The sequence below is a fragment of the Chryseobacterium phocaeense genome, from assembly GCF_900169075.1.
Lineage (GTDB): Bacteria > Bacteroidota > Bacteroidia > Flavobacteriales > Weeksellaceae > Chryseobacterium > Chryseobacterium phocaeense.
Genome location: NZ_LT827015.1, coordinates 1,584,378 through 1,607,018, shown reverse-complemented (window position 1 = coordinate 1,607,018; position 22,641 = coordinate 1,584,378). Strand labels below are relative to the sequence as shown.

Sequence of the window (22,641 nt, the reverse complement as noted above, 5' to 3'; positions counted from 1 at the left end):
TAATCTGTGAAATCACCAAAATCTATGGGGAAATAAAAAAAGTGCAACGAATTACCCTACACTTATCTAAATTATTTTTGTTTTTTTAATTCTATACTTTCACTTTCTTTTTCTTGGGTTTCTTCTTTTTCCGGTTCAGATAAATAATAAATCCTGTAACAGGAAGTGATGCTGCAATTATGCCGGCAAAAAGATACAGGATTCTGCCCGTCAATCCAAAGATACTTCCCATGTGGAGATCATAATTCCTTGCTCTTAATGCACTTCCATATCCGATATTTTTGTCTGTATAGTTTTGATGTTTTAATATCTTTCCCGAATACTGATCAAAATTGAACTGTTCGTTCTGATACTGTTTGTTTCCGTAGGTTACTTCAGCGTAATAGGTTCCTTCTTCCTTTTTTGGAAAGGTGATAAGTGCTGATTCTTTATCTGCCAGGCTTTTCTCCACTCTGTTTCCAACCATATCCAGAATGTTCTTTGCATCTGATAACTTTTCGGCAGGTACGATACTTTTGGCTTTCTGTTCGGTTTTTGCTTTTCCGTTGAGTGTTTTTTTCACCCATTTGTCAAAGCCTTCAAAATTCCAGATCAATGCAGAAAATGTAATCAGAAGTAGAGGAATAACCGCATAAAATCCCAGGACATTGTGCATATCATAATTGATTCTTTTCCATTTTGCTGATGTTTTGATCAGAAACATGCCTTTCAGTGCATTTTTGTTCATTTTGCGGGGATACCAGATCAGCAGTCCGGAAACCAACATAACCACTAATATCAAAGTTGAATATCCGGTGATGGTTTTGCCGATTTTTTCACCGAGTAAAAGCCTCCGGTGAAGATCCATTACGATCTCAAAAAAATCATTTTTTGCATTTTCCACTTCAAGGATTTTTCCGGTATAAGGATCTACATATACCCTGTAATAATGGATGTAAGTTCCCCAATAGGTCAACGCTTCCTCATTCATTTTCAAAGAACGGAACGCATAGCTTCTTGAAGGATCGGAGGATATTTCTACCCTGCTTACTTTCAGGCTGTCCGGTAAGGCCTGTTCAGCTTTTAACTTAAGAACTGAAAAAGGCAGTTTTTCTTTTTTAACGGTTTTAACAAAATATTTTTCAGGGTGTATGGCATGTTTCAGCTCTTTTTCAAATGCCAGAATACATCCTGTTGCTGCCATTATTACAACTATAAGCCCGGACGTTAGTCCGAGCCATAGATGTAACTGATATGCTGTCTTTCTCAGTATAGAATTCATATTAAAATTTAAGCGTAACCTCTGCCACAAAGTTACGAGGCATTTGGGCAACTATTACACCCTGCCCTGCAAAATACTGGGTATTTCCTAAATTATTCATTTTAAATCCTAATCTGTATCTTTCTTTTTCAAGTGACACAGCAGCATTCACTAAAGTATATGCCGGGAAAGTAAACTGTCCGGTAGTTGTATTATCTACAGTAATCTGCTCACCCACACGGTTCACCCCAAAGCCTAAACCAAGACCCGAAAGTCCTTTGATCGGCAGTATGTAGCTCACCCATGAATTGAATACATTGGCAGGACCTGAAGACGATGGACGACGGCCTTCTACGTTGGCGGCAGCTCTTACAAACTTACTGTCGTTATGAGAATATCCAGCGATAATGTTCAGACCCTGGATCGGGTTCATCGTCGTTTCAATTTCGAAACCTTTACTTCTCTGCTCTCCATCCTGGATCGTCACATTGTAGTTCTTTCCGTCACGGGTTATTGGTTCTACTCTTAACATATTGTCAACCAGAATATCATAATATCCTACGGTAAAATTCACTCTGTTTCTCCAAAGATTTCCTTTGAATCCTGCTTCCCACTGATTGGATCTCTGCGGTTTGAAATCTCCGCTATAATCTGCAAGTGGCTGCGCAACAGGAACTACATTGCTGAAACCATTCATATAGTTGGCATAGGCTGACAAATGCTCTTTGATGATCTGATAAGATAAACCTAATTTCGGAGACAGTGCATTCTGATTGAATGTGCCTGTATTGATATTTGTATTCAGATCCAGCTGTCCTTTGCTTTCATAATGGTCAAAACGTAAACTTAGCAAAGCAACCAAACGGTCCGTAATATATACCGCGTCAGAAACATACGCACCATACATATTGCTTGATGCTGTATTTCTCACCAAAGGTGCTGTAGAACTTTGAATTTTCTGTAATGCCAGATCTCTGGATATATTGCCATATGTACCTGTTACCGGGGCTGCTATTGGCGCAGTAGGATTTCTAGGGTCAATGTAATCGAATACAACAATCGGAGAAAGGTTATTATTCAAAGACTGGTTTAAATAATCTAACCCGATAAGCACTTTATTTTTAATGCTTCCTATTTTGAATTCCCCGTTAAAATTCTGCTGAAAGCTGGTAGAGGCTCCTTCGCCATTCTGCCACTGTACATTACGCTCTAAAAGATTATCAGTAGCACCTCTCATGAACTGATACTGGTACAATCCTTCCGTTTTTCTGTAATTTCTCGAGAGTAAAGTCTGTGAAGTCCACTGATCTGAAATTTTGTAATTCACCTCAGCTTTTACATTGATGGAAGGAGCCTTTAAACTCATGTCATTATTGGAATAAGATTTTTTCCAGTCATACCCAAGCTGATCAGGGGTTGTTGCGATGAACGGTCTTGTTCTTGGCAGGAAGATGATCGGAGTGTTCGTTCCCTCATAGGTATAAATCTGTGCCCCAAGATTGAACTTTAATCGGTCATTCACCTGATAGCTGAATGTAGGAGCCACAAACATAGATTTTCTGAACTCAGAATCCCTGAACCCGTTCTGATACTGATAGGCAGCATTCAAACGGAACAATGTTTTTCTTGAATCCGTGATCGGGCCATAAACATCAGCTGTCACACGGTTCAGGTTATAGCTTCCCAAAAGGTATGAAGCCTCCCCTCCGAAATAATCTTTCGGTTTTTTGGTCGTTACATTGATTAATCCTCCGAAAGAGTTCACCGTACCTCCGTACAGAGTTCCGGAAGGTCCTTTAATCACATCGATACGTTCGATATCAGCAGGGTCAATTTCAGAATTCGTAGTAGCTGGAACTCCGTCTACCATGGAAATTCTGGTAGGAAATCCTCTTAAGTTATAATAGAAACTTCCGTCTCCTGCTCTACCCGCGCTTCCCTGCATTTTTACAATTCCCGGAGCGTTTTTTACCGCATCCGAAACATCATAAATAAGCTGCTCTTTCAGGATCTGCTGGTTGATACTTGTGTAGAACTGAGGGTTTTCTATGTTTTTCAACGGCATTTTAGCGATGGAAGTACTGTCCTTATCCAGAAATTTGTTTCTGCTGAAGGCATATACCGTAATTCCTTCGATGACGTTGTTTTCTACTGAAGAAGTATAGATTGCGGGAATTTCAAAGACATCTTTTTCAATGCGGATCTGCTCCCGCATTAATTCAATATCATTCAAAACCACCTGAAGCGTATATTCTCCCGGCGGCACATTATCAAAGTGATATTCTCCTGAATTGTTGGTCTTGGCCTGATACGGTGTATTGACTAATCTTAAAAGTGCGTTCTTCACAGGCACTTTTTCAGACAGCATAATCTTTCCGTTAACGCGTTCACTCTGCTGCGCAGAAACAACCATTGGAAGACCGATAAGAAATAAAAGTAATATAGGGGTTTTAAATATTTTCATGCTGTAAGTTTTGTAGCAGTGGGTAATTGATTTTGCCGTTTTGTGATAATGGGAATGATTCTATGTGCTCTGTGCGTACGTATTGCGGGTTGATGCGCAGCTTATTCTTGATGGTTTCCGTAATGATCTGGGGATCAATATCTTTATTGTCATACAACACAATGATTTTTTTGTCATTGGCATTCAGACAGACAAATGTATTTCCTTCCAGCTCATTTTTAAGGATAAATTCTACCTCATCCAGGTTAAGACGGATCCCGAAAAGCTTCATAATCCTCTTGATTCTGCCTGTAATGTAGTACAGTCCGTTCTGACCTCTTCTGGCCGTATCCCCGGTACGAAGAAGCTTAGACTGCTCATAGTTAGCCAGATCTTCCAGTTTATTGGCATAGCCGCCACTGATGCTGGAATGTAAGAAAAGGAGTTCATCAGTTTCAGAATCAATTTCAAAACTACCTCCATATACAGGAGTTCCGATAGAAGTTTCTTCTTCAAGAAGCCCGTCCGTGGTAAGATAGGCCATTCTTCCGCCTGCCTCAGTCTGTCCGTACTGGGCGAAGAACTGTTTCTCAAACTCATGGCAGTAATTGAAGATGGTTTTTCTTAATTCAGCATTGATCACGCCTCCTGTATGGGTCATATATCTCAGGCTGGCGCTGTCTTTTCTGAAGAACCCGATTCTGTTCAGGTTTTCATACAGGTAAGGCACACCGCCAAGCGTGCTGTAGCCATACTCTTCCATTTCGTCCCAGAAAGCTTTCTGCATGATGTCCTTGTCCGTGCATACTATTCTTCCCGCCCGCATACAGTTGGTGGTAAAAATTGAAAAACCGTACACGAAATTAATCGGTACGTTAAGTGGGACTACGTCTGTTCCCTGGATCGGCATGTACTGGAGGATGCTGATGGCGTTCTGATAAAGGTTTTCATCTGAAAGCTTAACCAGTTTCGGAACTCCGGTGGTTCCGGAAGTGCTCAGCAGGATCTTGATTTCGGGATGAATAACCACCTCCGGCTGATAATCTTTTTTAGCAAAGATCTTCACTGTTTCCGAGAATTCCTTCAGTTCATATCCCTGAACTTCTTCTCTTGAAGGGTCAAAGATATACTTCGGACGGTATTCTGCTTCCAGGCGTTCTTTGAATTCAGGATGCAGCTTCTGTCCCAGAACGGCAATGGCATGCGCTGTTCCATAGAAATTGAGAAGAACCTCAACACTGGGCAGCTGGTTGTCATTGTACAAAAAGATCAATCCTTTTTCTACAGGATTGAGGCCTAAAGACCGGTACAGCGTTCCAACGGGCGTGGTGGCACCGCTGGAAGCATCTGTAAACAACAGGTTCTTGTTGGCAATTACATTTTCTAAAATTTTCATATACTTAGTTTTCTACGAGTACATCGTATTTTTTCATTTTTTCGCGGATCTTTCCGACAGTTCCCATTTCCAGGATGTCATTAAAGTCAAACTTGACACGGTAGAACTGCTCCAGAGCCTCTACAATAAGCAGGTGCGACATGGAATCCCATTCAGGAATCTCCTGATAGGTTAAGTTTTCGTCTACCAGTTCCTTTTTCACAGCGATTGCTGAGGCTATAATTTCGTAAAATTCGTCTGTTGTGTGCATTTTAAATTTTTATAGTTTTCCATTTACCATTTTTGAAAATCATTAAGAATAATACGGCCAATACGATTTCCGAAGAAACAATCGCCGTAAATATTCCTTTCAGCTCCCAGTGAAGCCTTACCCCAAGCAGGTACGCCAAAGGAAGCTGAATAACGTAGAACATGATCATGTACAGCAGCGTTACCTGCATGATATTACCTGCGGCATTAAGCGCACGGCTGATCACCATTGTAAAGCCCAGTAAGAGATAGGCCATCGATACCACATGGATATACTGAATGGCATACTGTGCAACCTCAGCTTCCTGGGTGAAGAAAGTCACCACATATTTAGCGGCAAACTGCCAGAATATGGCAACTGCTACCAGATACGTCATATTGATTCCTCCGGCTCTCCACACGGTTTTTTCTGCGCGGTCCGGATTTCCGGCTCCCAGGTTCTGTCCGGTAAGAACACCGGCGGCGTTTCCTATTCCCCAGGCAGGCATCGTGGCTACCGAAGCAATCCTCTGGGCAATAATATAGCCCGCCAATGCCGTAGTCCCGAAAGTGGCGATAATCTTCACCATAATCAGCCAGCTGGAAGCAGGAATAATGTACTGAACCAGCCCGCCAAAAGTAATTTTCAGTATTTTCCTGATTAAAGGCAGGTCAACGTGAAATTTCGTAAGAATATTGACACTTGTCCTGCGGGTAAGAAGAATAAAGAACTGGTACAGTACCGCCAGCAAACGGGATAAAATGGTGGCATAAGCCAGACCCATCAGCCCGTACGCAGGAATAAAGCCTAGCCCGAAGACCAGGATCACGGCAAAGATCATACTGGAGGTATGACAAAGCCAAAGTGACTTCATCGCAAGATCCGCATCTCCGGCACCTCTGAACAATCCATTAATCGAGAGACGCAGAATCACCAGGCCAATACTTAAAAAGACCAGTTTTGAAAATAAAAGACCGTTCTCCACGATTCCTGTATTGAACCCGAGGAAGCTGATGATTTCCCCGGCAAAAAGGAATGAAAGACCGCCAATCAGTAATGCAAAAGCCGCGGCCAGCAATATGATGTAATGGGCAGTACGGCTCATTCCTTCCTGATCTTTTTCTCCGGCCCTTCTTGCCGTCAGTGTTGCAGCAGCGATCCCTAAACCAATGGCAATTGCATTGGCAAAATTGATGTAGTTGTCTGCAATTCCTACAAGCCCAAGGACTTTATCGCCGAGTTTTGCAATAATCAAAAGGTTGATACTCACAAATACGGATTCCATCACCAGCTCCATCACCATAGGAATGGCAAGGCTGAAGATAGAACGGTTGATGCTGCCTGAAGTAAGCTCGACCTTTTTCCCTGCCATTGCTCCGTACGCAAATACAGAGCCTTCTTTTACAAGATGCAGAAGCTTTCTCATACTTCCGCTACCGAGTTTTTATTCACAATCTGATACAGCGGATTCGGCAGTGCACCATCTTTTTTCGGGATTGCAAATGCCTTATTTTCGCTGTAACCGCCATTCTTCAGTCGCACACTGTTGATGTAAAACCTTTTAAATGCAGGCACATACAGATCATATTTTTCGTAACGTTCGTTCAGATGAGGGTTGTGATTTTTGTAGTTCTCAATACATTCATGAACAAGGGTCCAGAATGTTTCTTCCTGAAAACCGGAATGTGTATGCAGGACATTGGCTAAATACCTGAAGAATGCATCAAAAACGCCCAGAAGAATAGACAACGGTACATTTTCTTTGTTGGAAGACTGGATCAGTCCATCTGCCAGATGATCAGGAAGTTTTTCCCTTGCTTCCGGGGTCAGAACGATATCATCCACGAAATCTTTGATGACAATTCTTTGTGGCAATCCGTTTTTCAGGACGACCATAATGTTTTCCCCGTGAGGCGTCACACAAAGAGAATGGGTATAGTAGATATGAAGCAGCGGGGTAAGATAAGCGTCAAGATAATCTGTAATCCACTGTCTGATGCTGGTACCCGCTTTTTCTGCAAAAGCCTGAACCAAAGGAACTCCATTCTGATCCACAAAAAGCAGTGAAGCCATGGTGAACATTTCTTCATCCTCCTTTAAGTATTTGCAGGCACTTTCACGCCATAAGGCACCCAGGAATTCATTGTACTGGTAAGGAACTCCTGTAATGGAACTGTATTGGGGATGCAGATAGGCAATAGAAGCTTCTTCCCCCAAAAATATGGTTCCTTTGTCTTCCAGATAAGCATCATCTTTGATCAGGCCTTTTACCCAGTCTGTAATAGCAGGAGCAATTTTCATCTGTTTTGGTGATAATCCCCTGATATTTCCCGTGCTTAAAATAGATACTGCAGTTTTAAGGTATCTTTTTTCAGGATGATTAATATTGAATAAGGTACGGATACTCTGCTGCGGACTGTAGATATCATTTCCTTCTCCCAGCAGTATTAAAATACCGCCAGCAATATCCCCTGCAAAATGAATCTTCAGTTTATGTTCCCACTGCCACGGATGCACCGGAATTAAATTATAATCCTGAACGGATTTCCCTTCACTGATCAGCTTTTGCTGGAATTTCTCAAATAATTCATTTCCCATTTCGGAACGGTAGAATTCTTCCTGATCAATATGTTCCAGCGACTGGAAAGCAGATCTGTCTTTGTGGGCTGCCAGCCAAAGCACTTTTAAATCCTGTGCTGCTTCGGGAGCAAATGTTTCAAGATCGGTCGGGGAAAATCCTAATCGGCTTTTGTTTACGATTACCCACGGATGTCCAGTCATCTGATGCTCTACCGTCTGGTAATTGCTGGACGCCAGATCTTTTGAAGTCATCACGCCTCTTGATAAGATTAAAGCATCGCAATATAAAGTATACAGTAATTCTTCTGTATATCTTGCTAAAGTATTGGCATCAAGATCAAGTACGGTCTGCATTTCAAGGAAAAATTCAGGGATATTCAGAACAGCAGACGATACACTGTCCGTGATTTTCTGAATGCTGTCTTTATCAATATGCCAGTAATCCATCATCCTTTCCTGACCGCGGAAGCTGTATTCTATACTTCCAATTCCTGTTTCAAGTTTAAAAACAGTAAATCCCTGTTCATCCTGAAGGATTTCAACAGGTTTCAGCCGTTCTTCATGCATCAGCTCTGCAATGGTTTTGGCCATAAGATCCCTGTTGGCCTGGAGCCATATTTCCTGACTGATGATTGTATTATTTAAATTGGTGTTCATTGTTTCTTATATTTTCGCAGTGGGCATCGCAGCATGTTTTTCAACGTCAAAATCCTGGAATGCTATTTTCTTTTCGATCTTATAATGTTCCCTTCCTAATATGTCATTGATGATATAGGAATTACGGTACGCAGCCATTCCAAGGTCCGTTGAAATATAGCTGTGGGTATGTACTTCCGCATGAAGGACGTAAATTTCGCCGCCGTTATGGTCTATGGAATAATTCCTGTTTACGGCAAATAGCCCGCCTGAATCTCTTTTAATCCTGGGCTGGATATTCTTCAGGAAAGCAGGTTCATGGTAACGGTATCCGGTTCCTACCACCAGATAATCAGCTTCCTGTTCGTAAGGAACTTCCTGCTCCAGTTGTGTAAATTCAAGGGTTAAACGGTTCGGATCGCTGTTATCTACTCTGTCCAGCTGGCTGTTTGGAATAATCGTCAGCTTCGGATCAGCATTATCGATATTCAGGTCGTAGATAAAATCGTAGATTTCATTGATCAGGTCATAATTGATTCCTTTAAACTGTGCCTGCTGCTTGCTTAAAATTGTTTTTCTGGCCGATTCGTCTCTGCCATAGAAATAATCTACATAATCAGGAGAAGTAAGCTCTAAGGTCAATTTTGAATACTCCATCGGAAAGAAACGGTCCGGACGGGAATACCAGCCCAGCTGGGTGTCTTCATCGCGGCTTTGAAGCAGGTCATAGAAAACCTCTGCGGCACTCTGTCCTGAACCGATCACCGCAATTTTCTTACCCTGAGCCAGAAGTTCTTCCTTGCGGTACAAATAAGAACTTGTATGAAGAATACGCGAATCTTCTTTCGGAATAAATGAAGGTATATGCGGCTGTGTTCCTGTTCCCAGAATCAGTCTTTCTGTTCTGAAAACTTCTGTTTCTTTTGTTTTGGTATGTACCGTTGTGATTATATACAATCCGTCTTCATACACAATATCCACAACCTGCGTGGAAAAACGGCACTGCGGAAGCTGGCTTACGACCCACTGGCAGTAACGGTTATACTCTTTCCTCGGGATGAAAAAATCTTCCCGGATAAAAAATTTGTACAATCTGTTCGTTTCTTTTAAATAATTCAAAAGGCTTAACGGATTGGTAGGATCTGCCATGGATACGCAGTCGCACAAGAATGGCGTCTGCAGAGTTACATGGTCAATCATTAATCCCGGATGCCAGTCGAAGCCGTCTCTCTGGTCCAGGAAAAGGGTTTTTAATTCAGAAATCGGGTTGGATAAAGCGGCCAGTCCTAAATTAAAAGGACCAATTCCAATTCCAATCACATTGTATATATTCTCGTTATTCATGTTCAGTAATTTTTACGGTAAATTCTACGTCTTTGTTCTGAGGGAATTTTTCCCAATACCATTCCCTGTAGCAGAAGTTCAGGTTGGCTTTTTTATGAGGCATTTCAATGACTTTATCTACTTTGAAACCCACATGGGCTTTATTCATCATAGAAGCCAGGGAATCCACAGAGCCTTCCCCTACCATTTTTCCTACCTCCGGCTGGGCAAATACATAATCTACCATTGATTGTGTGGATGGAGAAACGAATTTTTTCTTCGGATCTGTTGGTGCAATGAACTGGTGGGTTCCGTAATCGGTAGGCAGCACGTCATAGTAATCTCCTACGATATCCCTGGACGGCCAGTAGACCTCAATATTACAGGTAGGTTCACCGTTACTCATCACAATATAGCTATGGGCTTCATCCCCCGGAAGCATCAAACGGTAATACGTTTCCAGCTCATCAATCGGCCAGTTCATCTGCCAGATTTTGATGGCATGCTCGCGGTTAAACCATTCGTGAAGCATTTCAAGGTCTTCATCTAGATCTATCGGTCTCATGGTAACTGTAACATCATCTTTCTGGAAATAACGGCTGAAAAACACCCCTTTTCCTTTCGGCTGAATCAGCTGGTCAGAGAAATAGTGGTAATGAAGAAGATTAGGAACTCTGGCGTAAGAAATAGCGCCTGCACTGGTAATTCCGTCAATTTCATTAGCTACCGCTTTAAAATTGGTTTTCGTACCCCAAAACCGGTTTTTAAGGGCATAACGCGTGAAATCTGAAGGTTCTTTCTGGTGAATTTTTTCAAATTCGTCATGTAAAATATTGATCAGATCCCTTTCCTTTGCCCATCCGGTTTTCCCTAAAGAAGCAATCAATGCCGCAAGATTGCTCACCAGTACATGATAAGAGATAATGTCCAGAAGACGCTCATCCCTGATGAAAAGATCTTCAATCTCAGGATATTCCTTTGAAAGCTCAGTGTATTGTTCTCTTGCACTTTCTCTCAGTAAATAGCCCTGCGCATCCCTTACAAAAAGAGTCTGTGGCATCAGCTGGTCATCCAGTTGTATCAGAAGGTTCTGCTGGTGCGCTTCAGGAGCCATTCCGTATTGGCTGTAAAGATGATTTAAAGGAGTGATCAGTAATTTAATATACTTCTCAAACCATAATTTCACAGTTTCTTCCGGACCTGTTCCCTGTTTTTCCGAAACTTCCGTAAAGAATTTCTGGATAAAATTCTGTCCTTCCGAAGGCTCATCCTGACAAAGTCTTGCTAATAATACAATTTTGTCCTCCGGTGAAAACGGATTTTCACGGATCAGAAGATTAAGGCTTTCGATATTTTTATCTTCATGATAAACCCCTAATGTTACCGGCTCCAGAAGCAGTCTGAACTGATTAAAATCCTTTTCAAATGATCCTGCGGCATGCTTACGCCATAATGCTGATGCATAGCCTCTGGCCAGATCTTTCTCCGTATTGATTCTTATTGATCCCGTTAAAAGGACATTTAACGAAAATTTAGGCATCCATGGAATATTCTCGCTGTACATGCTACGGATGGAAGATGTGGAATAAAATTCTTCTCCCAAAACTCCAATATGGATTAATGTACGGTTGCTGACCATTTCTGCGCCTTCTTCCGTAGATAAAAGGTAGCTGGCTTCCCACGGATGGCATGGCACGGTATAAAAATCTGAAACAGACTCGCCTTCATTCAGGTATTTCTGTTCAAGGTTTTCCGGTAATGAAATCAGGCTTTTCAAAAACTCTTCATAGGAAATATCCAGCACTGAATTTTCTTTTACACAGCTCTTATGAACCAGAAAATATTCAAGCAGGATTCCTTTATTGAATTCCGGACCGTAAAGAAGCTGCTCTTCTCTGGAGAATCCCATTCTCGCTTTTGTAAAAGGGTGAAGGTTGTGTCCTACAGGAAGCTGCTGTTCAGATTCAAGGAAAGAATACGTTAATGCATCTTTATCTTTTAATCCTTCATTCATGATCATCTGAAGATTCCTGAAGCTGTTTTGAACTCTCTTGGTGAACAGTTCCTGTCCCTGTTGGGTAGCTCCTTCAGAAAGCTCCTGATACACCAAAGCAGTCAATTGATCAAGATCGGCTTCAGAAACCGTCTGATTTTTGTGATCTACGATCCATAAAGGCATTCCATAGTTATGAAACGTACTTTCGGAACGGTAGGAAACGGGAGCAAATAAGAAAACTTCGCTTTTTTTCAGATCAAACCTGATGTGGAGCGGATAAGTACTGTTCTGCAGTGCACTTGCTGTTAAGGTATCATATTTTGGAACTCCCTGGTAAAATTTTCCGTTTCCAAGTTCGCGGAGCATTCCGTTCAGGAGAATACGTACTGTAATTTCCTGTGCCTGTTCTGCCACCTTAGTTTGCTGTACCAAAGTCTTCTCCATGAGCTTTTATTTTGTTTAAAATTTGATGAACGTCTTCTGTTGTTGTAATTGGGTTAAGGAAAGTAAACTTCAGATAAAAATTTCCGTCTACTTTTGTACTGGCTACCAAAACTTCACCGCTGTAGAACAGTTTCATTTTGATGTATTGGTTCAAAGCATTCAGATCTTCAATGTCTTCTCTGATATAACGGAAAACCAGGACGCTCAGGTCCGTATCGGAAAGCAGCTCAAAGTTGGCATTTTCCTGGATCATGGAAGCTACGTCTTTGGTAAGGTCTATCACCGTATCCGTATATTCGGAAAGCTGTTCTTTACCCATCATTCTTAAGGTAAACCAAAGTTTCAGGGCATCAAATCTTCTGGTACTCTGGATGATGGATTTGTTGATCTGTGCAGGGATTTCCTCTTCATCCATCTCCGCAGGATTCAGATAATCTGCGTGGTGTTTAAGGATTCTCAGTTCTCTTTTGTTCTTAACGATAAACGCACTGCTGCTGATCGGCTGAAAGAATGACTTATGATAATCTATTGTCACAGAATCTGCTCTTTCTATACCATTCAGAAGATGTCTGTATTTTTCGCTCAATAACAAAGCACATCCATAGGCGGCATCTACATGCATCCAGATGTTGTACTGCTCTGCAATATTGGCGATATCTTCCAGCGGATCTACATTTCCAAAGTCCGTAGTTCCGGCGGTGGCTACAATTCCAATCGGAATATTCCCCAGCTGTTCTTCCCTTTTAATGTATTTTTTCAGCAAAGTGATATCCATACAGAATCTTTCGTCCGTAGGAACTTTAATTATGCATTTCTCGCCTAACCCCATAATAGAGGCGTTCTTTAAGTTGCTGAAGTGGGATTTATCTGAAACAAAGATTCTGAAACGCCCTGCTTCCTGTGGAAGTCCATCTAATTTGATATTGTGATTGTATCTTTTCTGAGAAAAGCAGTCGCGCATCATCACAAGCCCCATCAGGTTACTCTGTGATCCTCCGGCAGTGAAAACGCCGTCGCTGGTTTCCGGATTGTATCCTAGCTGCTCTGCCGTCCAGTCGATGAGTTTTCTTTCCATAAAGGTTCCACCGGCGCTCTGGTCGTAGGTATCCTGGGAAGAATTGATCGCACTCACAAGAATTTCTCCCGCAAGAGCTGGAATAACAATCGGACAGTTAAGGTGTGCTACATATTGTGGTAAGTGAAAAGCAGTAGCGTGCTTTACATATATAGTATCTACTTCCTGAAGAAGTTCCTGGTAAGAAGACAGTTTTTGATTAAGGTCTATCTGCTGTACCATGCCTTTCATTTCTTTGGCTTCTATTCCGCTGAAGGGTTTATCGTTTCTGTGAAGGAATGTTCCCACAAGGTCTAAAGTTTCTTTAACAGCGGAACGATAATGATCATAATTATCAGAATGAAAAATATTTCCAAAATTCCCCGAAATGTGAGGTAAGGAAGCGCCCAGGATGTCTCCGGCGGGCATTTGATTGTTGTTCATATAAGGTATTGTAAGGTGATTTTTAGAATCAATAAGTTGTGTAAAGTGATATGATATATAGATGTATATACCTGACAGTCAAGTTTTTAATTTTTACATTTTTTTTACTTTTTATTTGGTAGATAATAAATTATTCATAAATTTGAACTCGCAATTGTTATTTAGAATAATTAAAAACAAATATAAAAATTATATTCACACACCAAATATTTTTTTAATGAATTCTTTAGAAATTTTAGATAACGACAGTATTACTGCGGTAAAACTGCTTCCAAGAGTCATTGAGATCACCTCTCAGGAAAGAAGAATGATACAAGATGCAGCGGTGCATCTTCAGAGAAAATATGGCAGCTATGAAAACCGTGAATTTATCACCCACGTCCACCAGCTGGCTTCCTATTTTTTACCGGAAAGAATTCTACATATAGCAGCAGATTTTGCGAGCGATTTTTCAAAAGATCAGTACGGAGCCATTGCATTCAGAGGGCTGATGGATATAGATCAGGAAAGTATCGGAACTACGCCTCCCAACTGGCAGTCTGCGGATTATTCCAAATTCAATATATATGGTTTTGCCTGTGCCCTGCTTCATGGTGCACTTCCATCAAAACCCGTACAATATTATTCCCAGCGTAAAGGTGGCGGCCTGATGCATGCCATTATTCCCGATGAAAAAATGCGGGAAACCCAGACCGGGTCAGGATCTTCAACGGATCTTTATGTACATACCGAAGATGCTTTCCTGAAACATCAGGCGGACTTCTTAAGCTTTATGTACATCAGAAATGAAGAGCAGGTACCTTCTACCCTATACTCTATCCGTTCTCATGAATCTATAGGGGAAAGATTCAGACCTCTTTTTGAGCGTATGTATAAGATCCCGAAGGATGCCAATCTGGAAACAGGAACGGATGAAGAAGAAGTACTGGATGCTATTCTTTACGGAAATTATGAGCTCCCTTTCATGAGATTTGATGCAGCAGAACAGCTGTTCAATCCAAGCATCAGACAGAGCGATGATGCGCACCACCACCTGACTGAATTCTGGGAAGAGGCAAGAGATCTGGTCTATTCAGGTTTTACACCGCAGGCCGGAGATGTCATATTGGTGAATAACCATCTATGTGCTCACGGGAGATCTGCTTTCCGTGCAGGCGTGAGAAATATTGACGGCATAGAATACCAATGTCAAAGAAGAATTATGCTTCGTATGATGAGCAAAGTGAGCCTGATGGAAATGAGAGCTCATACGCTTACTGAAGACCCGTTCTTTGTGATTGAAGAGCATTTGGGTAAAAACTTTGAAAATATTTAAATGTTCCGGTAACATTTAATGCTCAATCATGATAAAAAACCTTTTAAGCTTTGTGCTTAAAAGGTTTTTTTGTAATAATATTTTTTTAAACCATTAAGATGAATTTAAGTTTTTAAGAATATTAAGTTTAGCTTCGCTTTAAATAATATTTGTCTAAAAATCATGGATTTTATCTTAATTCCTTCAGTGCTCTTAATAGTTCAAAAATATTCTCAAAAATCTGTGTCATTAGCGGAAGAAAAAAATTAACCACAAAAGGGACAAAAGTTTTTTAATACTTTAGTTATTTGAAGTTAAATAATGAAAAGCATATGAAGTTCACATAAGTTCTTAAAAAAATCAAAGATTTTTATCTATGATCCTAAATCTGCTCTATCAGTTTAATCTGCGCGAGAAAATATCAAATCATTAAGAGTTAAAATAATTAGGGTGAACTTCGCTTTAAGCAATATGGTTTAAAAAATCTTTAGATTTTTTCTTAACTTCTCTTCTCTTCTTAACTGATTTTAATGTTTCAAAAAAGATTCTAATGATTATTCATCCAGAATTTTCTTCATCATCAGATCGGTCTGCTCATCATCTCCTAATCTGAATGTATGGTTTCCGAATACTTCAAAACCATTTTTTTCATAAAATTTAATGGCTCTCAGATTCTTTTCCCAGACACCGAGCCACAGATAACTTTTATTAAGATTTTTGGCGGTTTCCAAAGCCTGGTCATACAGCAGCTGTCCTACTTTCTGACCATGATGACTTTTTTTAACATAGATCCTTTCTATTTCCAAAGCTGTTTTATCCTGAAGTTCAGTTTGTGCAGCACCGGAATTTAGTTTAAGATATCCTACAGGAACATCTTCTTCCCATGCCAGATAGAAATGAGAATCGAGATTATTTAGTTCTGACTTTAGTTTTTCTGTATTGAAACTCTGTTCGAGATAGGTTTTCATCGCTTCTTCAGGATTACTTTCCGCAAAAGTTTCTGAAAAGGTCTGTATCCCGATCTCCTTAATGGTTTCAAGGTCTTCCAGTGAAGCTTTGTTGATGATAATAGCTGTCATTCTTAGTACTGATTAGTCCCATAAAAATACGGATAATTCACGGATTTCCCACTTGAAACGGCTTATTTCTGCTTTACATGATCCCATTAAGCTCATTGATTAAAGACTCTATGAAGATTTTTGCATCATGATGTTTAAGTAACGGGGCTGCCTGGCCGCTCCAGAATGATTTGAATTCAGGATGGGTTTCTGTATTCGCCGGATAAGCTCCTAATTTTCCGGTAATTTTTCCCTGGAGAGGATAAGGAGCCAGGGAATCCTGGAATTCGTGCAGTTCTTCTGTAAGGCGGTTTCTGATTCCTCTTGACAGTCTTCCGGTAAATACTTTGGTCAATGTGGTGTATCTTGCCTCCTCCGAAAACAAAAGATTCCTGTGGATATTGCTCGTCCCGGACTGTTTGGTGGCTAAAAATGCGGTTCCTATCTGTACTGCATCTGCTCCCAGGCTGAAAGCTGCTTTCACTCCTCTTGCATCAGCAATTCCACCGGCTGCAATCATTGGAATTTTTACATGATCTGCCACCTGCGGGATGAGTGAAAATGTTCCGACCAAAGACTTTTCTGCCCGATCCAGGAATGAAACCCGGTGTCCTCCCGCATCAGAACCTGTAGCCACCACGGCATCTACGCCGGCGTTTTCTATAGCAATGGCTTCATCCAGTGTGGTCGCCGTTCCTATGGTTTTAATGCCAAGCTGTCTGCATTTTTCCAGCATATCAGCAGAGGGAATACCATACACAAAGCTGAAAACAGAGGGTTTAATTTCAAAGATAGCTTCTATCTGTTCTTCAAAACCAGGACTCACCGGAAGCGGAAATGAAGGTGGTTCTATACCGGTTTCTTCAAAATAAGGTTTAAATAGCTGAATTACCTTCTCAAAATCCTCTTTCTGAAACTGATCTGCGCTGTCATCTCTGTCTTTTACCCACAGGTTAACATTGAACGGTTTATTGGTTTCCTGTCGGATTTTTTTTGAAATATTTATCATTTCTTCCCCTGTGAAAGGTTGAAAACCAAAAGAACCCAGACCGCCGGCATTGGAGACCAGCGCTGTAAGTTCCACGGAAGAAAGCTTTCCCCCAAACGGTCCCTGGATGATCGGAAATTCTGTTCCGAAAACCTTTGTGAATTTTGTGTCTTTCCAGCTCATGGTGCTTATTTTTGCCCTATTAATTTAAACTGAAGTACAAATTCATCATGAATTAATTTATCTCCCAGATTGGAAAGAAACTTACCGGAACCATATTTCATATTGTACAGTGTACGGTCTATCACAATTTCCCCAAGGGCATGCAGGAAATCTGTGAAATTTCCACTGAAGCTGTAAAACGAACAGGATTTGTAATATCTTTAATGGTCAGATCGCCACTGATCTTATATTTTCCTTCTGCTTTTTCTGCATGCGTGATCGTTAATTTTGCTGTTTTGAACCGGTCTACGGAAAAGAAATCATCATTGTTCAGGTGATCAAAGAAATCTTTATAGATCTTGGGATCCTGAATGTCTGTGATGACGATGCTGGTCATATCAATCACAATTTCCCCACCTGTAAGGTCTTCGTTTTCAAAACCCAGGTAGCCGCTGTGGATATTGATGGTTCCTGTGTGTAATCCTAAAATCTTTTTGCCTGTCCAGTTCACGGTACTGCTTTCAGGCTGGATCATAAATTTTGTCATTGCTTTTATGTATTTAAAATTTCTATGACAAAATTGGGAAGATATGAGGTCCTTTTAAAAGGATGCAGCTCACATTTAAAGAGTGATCTGGATCACATTATTTTGAAATGTAGAGCCTGCTGAGTGTTTCGCGGGTGACCCCCAGATAGGAAGCCAGAATATGTTTAGGGAGCTTCTGGACCAGATCCGGATAATCTGAAAGGAATTTTTCATAGCGCTCTTTTGCGCTGCTGCTTAATAAGGTGAGAATCCTGTTTTGAAGGGCTACATTTCTGCGGTTGGTTTTTTTCCTGAAAAAATGTTCCACCTTATGTAATTCCCGGCAGAGTTTTTCGCGGTTTTCATTGCTTAAACACAGAACTTCCGTATCTTCTATACAGTCAATATTCAATGTAGCTGCTTTCTGGTCATAGTAGGCCCCATAGTCTGTAATCCACCAGTCTTTCGCCCCAAAAAGAATAATATGAACCTTCCCTGCAGCGTCTGTATAATATGATTTTACACATCCGGACAGGATAAAATAATCATCCGTTACCTGCTGCCCTTCCTGAACAAGAAACTGATGTTTTTTAAATTTTTTATGGGTAAAATGGTTCAAAATATAATCAAATTCCTGATCAGAGATTTCGATGATCTTTAAGAGCTGCTGTTTTAATATTTCGCTCATGGGTATTTTTCGATGATTAGGAGATCGGGGGTATTTAGCCTTGATGAAGACTGGTGTCTTCCGTAAAAAGCAGCTTTCTGAACGCTTCCGAAGCCAGGTGAACCTGTACAGACCAGTCATCAGCTGCATCACTTCCTGCATCATCCGAAATATACTTCAGGCACAGAAACGGAATATTTTCTTTCTTCGCAATCAGGGCAAGCGGATAAGCTTCCATGTCAACAATATTATAATCTGTCTCGGAATGGTTCATTTCAAAGCTGTCACCGCTTCCGCAAATTCCCTGTTCCAGACCATGCATCTGAAGTCCATATTCCAGAACAGGAGGAATTCCTGATAACGGGGTTTCATAAAGACTGAAACCAAGTCCTCTCACATCCATATCACGCTGGATAAATTTTGTACAGCAGACCACTTCACCTTTGCTGAAATTTTTACTCCCCGCAGAACCCAGATTAACGATCAGCTTCGGTTTTCTGGAATGAATTTCCCGGGTAAGTTCTATGGCTGCATTTACTTTTCCTATTCCTGTTACCAGCTTATTTTTTCCGTCAAAGGCTTTTCCCGCTTCTGAATCCAGAGCAAAGACAAACAGGGTTTCTGAAACCGGATACCGGGATTCGGCGTTGATTTTTATCATGAAGCTTAATTATTTGAAACAAAAATAAGCATTGATACATAAAATAACCTGAGTTTGGGATAAGAAATTTCAGATGAATTGGCTGGAAGCTGGGAGAGCGAAGCTGGAAGTTAATACCTGGTATTTATATTAAACACCGGTCATGAAATTTGATTAATCTTGTTTTAAAAATTAATAAAGTTGCTGCAAAGCTCTGTTTTCAGACTTCAAGAACTTCCCTCTTCGGCCTTCAAACTTCCTGACCACATTATAAAAACAGAAATGTCTTATGCCGAACTCATGTTAAAATAAACTTCTTTTCTAGCTTTAGTGGATGCTGTACTAAAAGATTTTTCATTACCCAAATAAAAAAACACCCCATATTGAGGTGTTCATTATGCTGAATAACTGATTTGTATTTTATTAAAAAACACTAATGCACTAATGTTTTGCGCAAATTTTACAATTCTTACCGTCTTTTACTTATGATGTCTGTGAATTAATAGATGATTACTATTGGTAAACACTTAACCCATTTACCCTTCAACCCTCAAACTTAAATACTGCATCCATCCGTATCGCAGGAAGCTCCTCCGTTTTGAGAAAGATCTTTCAACGGACTCACCGTTTCTTTATACGTTTGCTGTAAAGCTTCGGCAAAAACCTCGGCCGGCTGGGCTCCGGATACGGCATATTTTCCGTTTAAAACAAAGAAAGGAACACTGGAAATGCCGTTATTCTGTGCTTCCTGAATATCCTGACGGATTCCTTCATTAAATTCATCAGATAACAAAGCATGTCTGGCCTCATTTTTATCAATACCCAAACTCACGGCAAGTGCAACAAGTTCTTCCTGATCACCTACATTTTTTCCATCCATAAAATGGGCTTTAAACAGGGCTTCTTCCATTTCAGAGGATTTTCCATGTTTTTTGGCAAGATGAAGCAGCTTATGGGCTGCAAACGTATTGATGATCAAAGCTTTTTCAAAATTAAAATCAATTCCGGAAGCTTTTCCCATCCCGGCCACCTGATTGATCATCTGAGATGCCTGCTCGGCGGGGAATCCTTTTTTCTCTTTGAAATATTCAATCGTACTCTGAGGTTTCTCGCTATCCAGGGTTGGGTCCAGCTGGAAACTCTTCCATTCTACTTCTACTTCATTTTTAAACGGAAGTTTTTCCAGAGCCTGTTCAAAATTATGCTTTCCGATATAGCAAAACGGGCACATCACATCGGACCATATTTCTATTTTCATTGTTCTTATTTTTAATTTTTAATGAAATTATTGTATTGCAAATTTACGACATTTATTTAATGTAATAAAATTTGTTACATTAAATTATGAACACGGGATGATACGATTCTCTTTTTCGGTTCTTTTTTCTAAAATACTTCTCCATATGATCATGATAAAAGCCAGGATACCGAATACAAGGCCTATCCACGGATTGTAAGACGCCCCTTTTGAAACAATCATCCATCCTCCCAGCATTGTTCCCAGCGTGACCCCTAAATTTCCAAAAGAGGTCGCCAGACTGTTGGCAAATTCCAGAGAATCCGGGACGGAAGAAATCATGTATGTGGATGCATTCTGAAAACTCGGAGAATAAAGAAAACCCCAGATTGCAATGCTGATAATGTTTGCGGACAAACTGTCTCCTGAAAAATACAGTAGAAATGGCATTATTATATTCCCTGAAAGAAAAAAAGCTGTTGTTTTCGGGACATTCCAGCTCAGCATTTTTCCAGCCAGCCAATTTGAGAACACTCCAATAATTCCAAATAAGAAAAGCATATAGCTCACCATAGTTCCATCCATCCCTTTTGCTTTGTTCAGGTAATCTGCAAAATAACTGTAGGTAGAAAACCAGCCGGTTATCATGAAAAAGTTCATGGCAGTACTGAGGATAAAGGTGGGTTTAGTCAAAATTGTAAGCTGACTTCTGTAAGATTTTTTTTCCTGTACGGGCATTGGCGGAAGTAGAAAGTAAATAGCAGCAATGGCTATTGTACTGACTACAGCCTGGATAATAAAAGAAGATTCCCACATCCACACACTCGCCAGCCACGTTGCAAAAGGAACTGTAGTGACCATGGCCAAAGCCACTCCAATGAAAACAATTCCCATAAGATTATTTGTCTGTTTCTTATCTGCACCAGACACTGCAACGGATAAAGCTGTTGCAATATACACAGGCTGTAAAAATGCCGGCAATATCCGCACCAGCATCAGAAGCCAGAATGGGGGTGACATGGCAGAGACTCCAGCTGTAAAAAGAAAAACAGCAATGGCTGCCAGCATGACTTTTTTACGGTCGAATCCGGACATCAGCAGCGTCATAAAAGGGCCTGTGAGTGCAATAATCAATGCAAAAGCACTGAGCAGCCAGCCCGCTTTATCAATACCGATGTGATAATGTTCTGCAATCTGCGGAAGAATTCCGATCACTCCAAATTCAGTGGTTATTACGGCAATAAACCCCAAACATCCGATATAGGCATACTTTTTCATACTATTTTTTTATGGTTTCAAGGTGGTAATGGGCAAAAACTGCCATTTCATTAACTGCCAGCTGTACTTCATTCAGGATTTCACCCATATGCATAAAACCATGAACCATATCTTTATAGAAGCTGGTTTGAACAAGGATTCCGGCCTCTTTCATATGCTGTGCCAGCTCTAGTCCTTCATCTCTCAACGCATCATGTTCTGCGATTAAAAATAATGTTGGGGGTGTATTTTTAAAATCCTTAATCAAAATAGGAACAGCCAGCGGATTGGGCGTATTTTCACCTTCAGGATGATACCATTTCCACGCCTGAATTCCACCTTCTTTATTTAAAACAGGGCCTGTTTCATAAGTTTTCCAGGATTTTGTATTAAGCTTGTTGTTAGCGGCCGGATAAATTAATATCTGAAATTTAAGAAGGTCTCCTATCTCTGTTGAAATACCTGCTGCCAGTGCTCCTCCGGCACTGTCGCCTGCAATTCCGATCTGATCCGGATCTATTCCAAGAGATTCTGCATTTTCAATAACCCATTTGGTCGTATCAATGCAGTCATTCAATCCGGCTGGAAATGGATGTTCAGGAGCTAAGCGGTAATCCACAAAAATTACTGCTGATCCTGTTTTGTTTGCTAATTTTCGTACCACCGCATCATGGGTTTCAAAACCGCCGGCAATAAACCATCCGCCGTGTATGTAAATAATAGCTGGTGATTTTGGACTCCCCTTTCCCTTCGGACGGTAGATCCGGACCGGAACCAGATGGTTTTCCACCGGTACACGGATCTCCTCTATCATGGTAACTGCTTCTTTTTTTCCACTCAGCTGCATTGTCATGGTCTCAAGGTATTTCCGGGTGTCATCTGATGGATTCTGCGCATTAAAAGACTGTATTTTTTCTAAATGATTAAGTATTTGAGTTATTGGGGATGTAAATTCCATTATTTTCTTATTTCCTGTTAATGATATGTAAAGGGAACATGAGCGCTATTGTTCCGGAACCGATGTTTA

At 40.7% G+C, this 22,641-nt stretch carries 18 protein-coding genes; 1 reads left to right on the top strand and 17 read right to left on the bottom strand.

The features are described 5' to 3' along the window. Window positions 1-91: 91 nt before the first annotated feature. Genes B7E04_RS13920 through B7E04_RS13880 form a run of 9 tightly spaced genes read right to left on the bottom strand, consistent with a single transcriptional unit; the run spans window position 92 to window position 13,785 of the window. Window positions 92-1,261, bottom strand: a complete 1,170-nt coding sequence (locus B7E04_RS13920) for a PepSY-associated TM helix domain-containing protein (protein WP_080779201.1) — start codon at window positions 1,259-1,261, stop codon at window positions 92-94. A 1-nt stretch (window position 1,262) separates the two neighbouring features. Further along, window positions 1,263-3,704 carry a TonB-dependent receptor gene (locus B7E04_RS13915; protein WP_080779200.1) on the bottom strand — a complete coding sequence of 814 codons (2,442 nt, stop codon included), beginning with the start codon at window positions 3,702-3,704 and terminating at the stop codon, window positions 1,263-1,265. Beyond that, window positions 3,691-5,079 carry an AMP-binding protein gene (locus B7E04_RS13910; RefSeq protein ID WP_080779199.1) on the bottom strand — a complete coding sequence of 463 codons (1,389 nt, stop codon included), beginning with the start codon at window positions 5,077-5,079 and terminating at the stop codon, window positions 3,691-3,693. Before B7E04_RS13910 ends, B7E04_RS13915 begins: the two co-directional genes overlap by 14 nt. A gap of 4 nt (window positions 5,080-5,083) precedes the next feature. Next, on the bottom strand, window positions 5,084-5,329 hold the full coding sequence (locus B7E04_RS13905) for an acyl carrier protein (RefSeq protein WP_062646915.1): 246 nt from the start codon (window positions 5,327-5,329) through the stop codon (window positions 5,084-5,086). Window position 5,330: 1 nt separating this feature from the next. Further along, window positions 5,331-6,734, bottom strand: a complete 1,404-nt coding sequence (locus B7E04_RS13900) for an MATE family efflux transporter (RefSeq protein WP_080779198.1) — start codon at window positions 6,732-6,734, stop codon at window positions 5,331-5,333. Continuing rightward, window positions 6,731-8,545: an IucA/IucC family protein gene (locus B7E04_RS13895; RefSeq protein ID WP_080779197.1), complete on the bottom strand. Its 1,815-nt coding sequence runs from the start codon at window positions 8,543-8,545 to the stop codon at window positions 6,731-6,733. Before B7E04_RS13895 ends, B7E04_RS13900 begins: the two co-directional genes overlap by 4 nt. 6 nt (window positions 8,546-8,551) lie before the next feature. Next, on the bottom strand, window positions 8,552-9,868 hold the full coding sequence (locus B7E04_RS13890) for a lysine N(6)-hydroxylase/L-ornithine N(5)-oxygenase family protein (protein WP_080779196.1): 1,317 nt from the start codon (window positions 9,866-9,868) through the stop codon (window positions 8,552-8,554). Next, on the bottom strand, window positions 9,861-12,287 hold the full coding sequence (locus tag B7E04_RS13885; protein WP_080779195.1) for a GNAT family N-acetyltransferase: 2,427 nt from the start codon (window positions 12,285-12,287) through the stop codon (window positions 9,861-9,863). The genes B7E04_RS13890 and B7E04_RS13885 overlap by 8 nt, the downstream gene beginning before the upstream one ends. Beyond that, window positions 12,259-13,785: a pyridoxal phosphate-dependent decarboxylase family protein gene (locus B7E04_RS13880; protein WP_080779194.1), complete on the bottom strand. Its 1,527-nt coding sequence runs from the start codon at window positions 13,783-13,785 to the stop codon at window positions 12,259-12,261. The genes B7E04_RS13885 and B7E04_RS13880 overlap by 29 nt, the downstream gene beginning before the upstream one ends. A 217-nt stretch (window positions 13,786-14,002) precedes the next feature. On the opposite strand from B7E04_RS13880, the gene B7E04_RS13875 reads away from it, so the two are divergent. Then, on the top strand, window positions 14,003-15,100 hold the full coding sequence (locus tag B7E04_RS13875) for a Fe(II)-2OG oxygenase family protein (RefSeq protein WP_080779193.1): 1,098 nt from the start codon (window positions 14,003-14,005) through the stop codon (window positions 15,098-15,100). 533 nt (window positions 15,101-15,633) lie between these two features. Here the strand turns inward: B7E04_RS13875 and B7E04_RS13870 are convergent. The 8 genes from B7E04_RS13870 to B7E04_RS13835 all read right to left on the bottom strand — a co-directional run bounded on the left by B7E04_RS13870 (window position 15,634) and on the right by B7E04_RS13835 (window position 22,572). Further along, window positions 15,634-16,158 carry a GNAT family N-acetyltransferase gene (locus B7E04_RS13870; protein ID WP_080779192.1) on the bottom strand — a complete coding sequence of 175 codons (525 nt, stop codon included), beginning with the start codon at window positions 16,156-16,158 and terminating at the stop codon, window positions 15,634-15,636. 73 nt (window positions 16,159-16,231) lie between these two features. Beyond that, window positions 16,232-17,308, bottom strand: a complete 1,077-nt coding sequence (locus B7E04_RS13865) for an NAD(P)H-dependent flavin oxidoreductase (RefSeq protein ID WP_080779191.1) — start codon at window positions 17,306-17,308, stop codon at window positions 16,232-16,234. A gap of 121 nt (window positions 17,309-17,429) precedes the next feature. Next, window positions 17,430-17,834, bottom strand: a complete 405-nt coding sequence (locus B7E04_RS13860; RefSeq protein WP_228439925.1) for a YceI family protein — start codon at window positions 17,832-17,834, stop codon at window positions 17,430-17,432. 97 nt (window positions 17,835-17,931) lie between these two features. Next, window positions 17,932-18,501 carry a Crp/Fnr family transcriptional regulator gene (locus tag B7E04_RS13855; protein ID WP_080779190.1) on the bottom strand — a complete coding sequence of 190 codons (570 nt, stop codon included), beginning with the start codon at window positions 18,499-18,501 and terminating at the stop codon, window positions 17,932-17,934. Window positions 18,502-18,535: 34 nt separating this feature from the next. Next, window positions 18,536-19,141, bottom strand: coding sequence for a 5'-methylthioadenosine/S-adenosylhomocysteine nucleosidase family protein (locus B7E04_RS13850; RefSeq protein WP_080779189.1), 606 nt, complete (start codon window positions 19,139-19,141; stop codon window positions 18,536-18,538). Window positions 19,142-19,676: 535 nt separating this feature from the next. Further along, window positions 19,677-20,378, bottom strand: coding sequence for a DsbA family oxidoreductase (locus B7E04_RS13845; protein WP_080779188.1), 702 nt, complete (start codon window positions 20,376-20,378; stop codon window positions 19,677-19,679). A gap of 84 nt (window positions 20,379-20,462) precedes the next feature. Next, window positions 20,463-21,635 (bottom strand): MFS transporter, encoded by a 1,173-nt coding sequence (locus tag B7E04_RS13840; protein ID WP_080779187.1) that lies wholly within the window; start codon window positions 21,633-21,635, stop codon window positions 20,463-20,465. Between the two features lies 1 nt (window position 21,636). Beyond that, entirely contained in the window at window positions 21,637-22,572 is a 936-nt protein-coding gene (locus tag B7E04_RS13835; RefSeq protein ID WP_080779186.1) for an alpha/beta hydrolase, read from the bottom strand. Between the last annotated feature and the right edge of the window lie 69 nt (window positions 22,573-22,641).

Excerpts from the sequence above, each read along its gene's own strand:
- B7E04_RS13920 (WP_080779201.1), bottom strand. The coding sequence starts at position 1,261 with ATGAATTCTATACTGAGAAAGACAGCATATCAGTTACATCTATGGCTC.
- B7E04_RS13915 (WP_080779200.1), bottom strand. The coding sequence starts at position 3,704 with ATGAAAATATTTAAAACCCCTATATTACTTTTATTTCTTATCGGTCTT.
- B7E04_RS13910 (WP_080779199.1), bottom strand. The coding sequence starts at position 5,079 with ATGAAAATTTTAGAAAATGTAATTGCCAACAAGAACCTGTTGTTTACA.
- B7E04_RS13905 (WP_062646915.1), bottom strand. The coding sequence starts at position 5,329 with ATGCACACAACAGACGAATTTTACGAAATTATAGCCTCAGCAATCGCT.
- B7E04_RS13900 (WP_080779198.1), bottom strand. The coding sequence starts at position 6,734 with ATGAGAAAGCTTCTGCATCTTGTAAAAGAAGGCTCTGTATTTGCGTAC.
- B7E04_RS13895 (WP_080779197.1), bottom strand. The coding sequence starts at position 8,545 with ATGAACACCAATTTAAATAATACAATCATCAGTCAGGAAATATGGCTC.
- B7E04_RS13890 (WP_080779196.1), bottom strand. The coding sequence starts at position 9,868 with ATGAATAACGAGAATATATACAATGTGATTGGAATTGGAATTGGTCCT.
- B7E04_RS13885 (WP_080779195.1), bottom strand. The coding sequence starts at position 12,287 with ATGGAGAAGACTTTGGTACAGCAAACTAAGGTGGCAGAACAGGCACAG.
- B7E04_RS13880 (WP_080779194.1), bottom strand. The coding sequence starts at position 13,785 with ATGAACAACAATCAAATGCCCGCCGGAGACATCCTGGGCGCTTCCTTA.
- B7E04_RS13875 (WP_080779193.1), top strand. The coding sequence starts at position 14,003 with ATGAATTCTTTAGAAATTTTAGATAACGACAGTATTACTGCGGTAAAA.
- B7E04_RS13870 (WP_080779192.1), bottom strand. The coding sequence starts at position 16,158 with ATGACAGCTATTATCATCAACAAAGCTTCACTGGAAGACCTTGAAACC.
- B7E04_RS13865 (WP_080779191.1), bottom strand. The coding sequence starts at position 17,308 with ATGAGCTGGAAAGACACAAAATTCACAAAGGTTTTCGGAACAGAATTT.
- B7E04_RS13860 (WP_228439925.1), bottom strand. The coding sequence starts at position 17,834 with ATGACAAAATTTATGATCCAGCCTGAAAGCAGTACCGTGAACTGGACA.
- B7E04_RS13855 (WP_080779190.1), bottom strand. The coding sequence starts at position 18,501 with ATGAGCGAAATATTAAAACAGCAGCTCTTAAAGATCATCGAAATCTCT.
- B7E04_RS13850 (WP_080779189.1), bottom strand. The coding sequence starts at position 19,141 with ATGATAAAAATCAACGCCGAATCCCGGTATCCGGTTTCAGAAACCCTG.
- B7E04_RS13845 (WP_080779188.1), bottom strand. The coding sequence starts at position 20,378 with ATGAAAATAGAAATATGGTCCGATGTGATGTGCCCGTTTTGCTATATC.
- B7E04_RS13840 (WP_080779187.1), bottom strand. The coding sequence starts at position 21,635 with ATGAAAAAGTATGCCTATATCGGATGTTTGGGGTTTATTGCCGTAATA.
- B7E04_RS13835 (WP_080779186.1), bottom strand. The coding sequence starts at position 22,572 with ATGGAATTTACATCCCCAATAACTCAAATACTTAATCATTTAGAAAAA.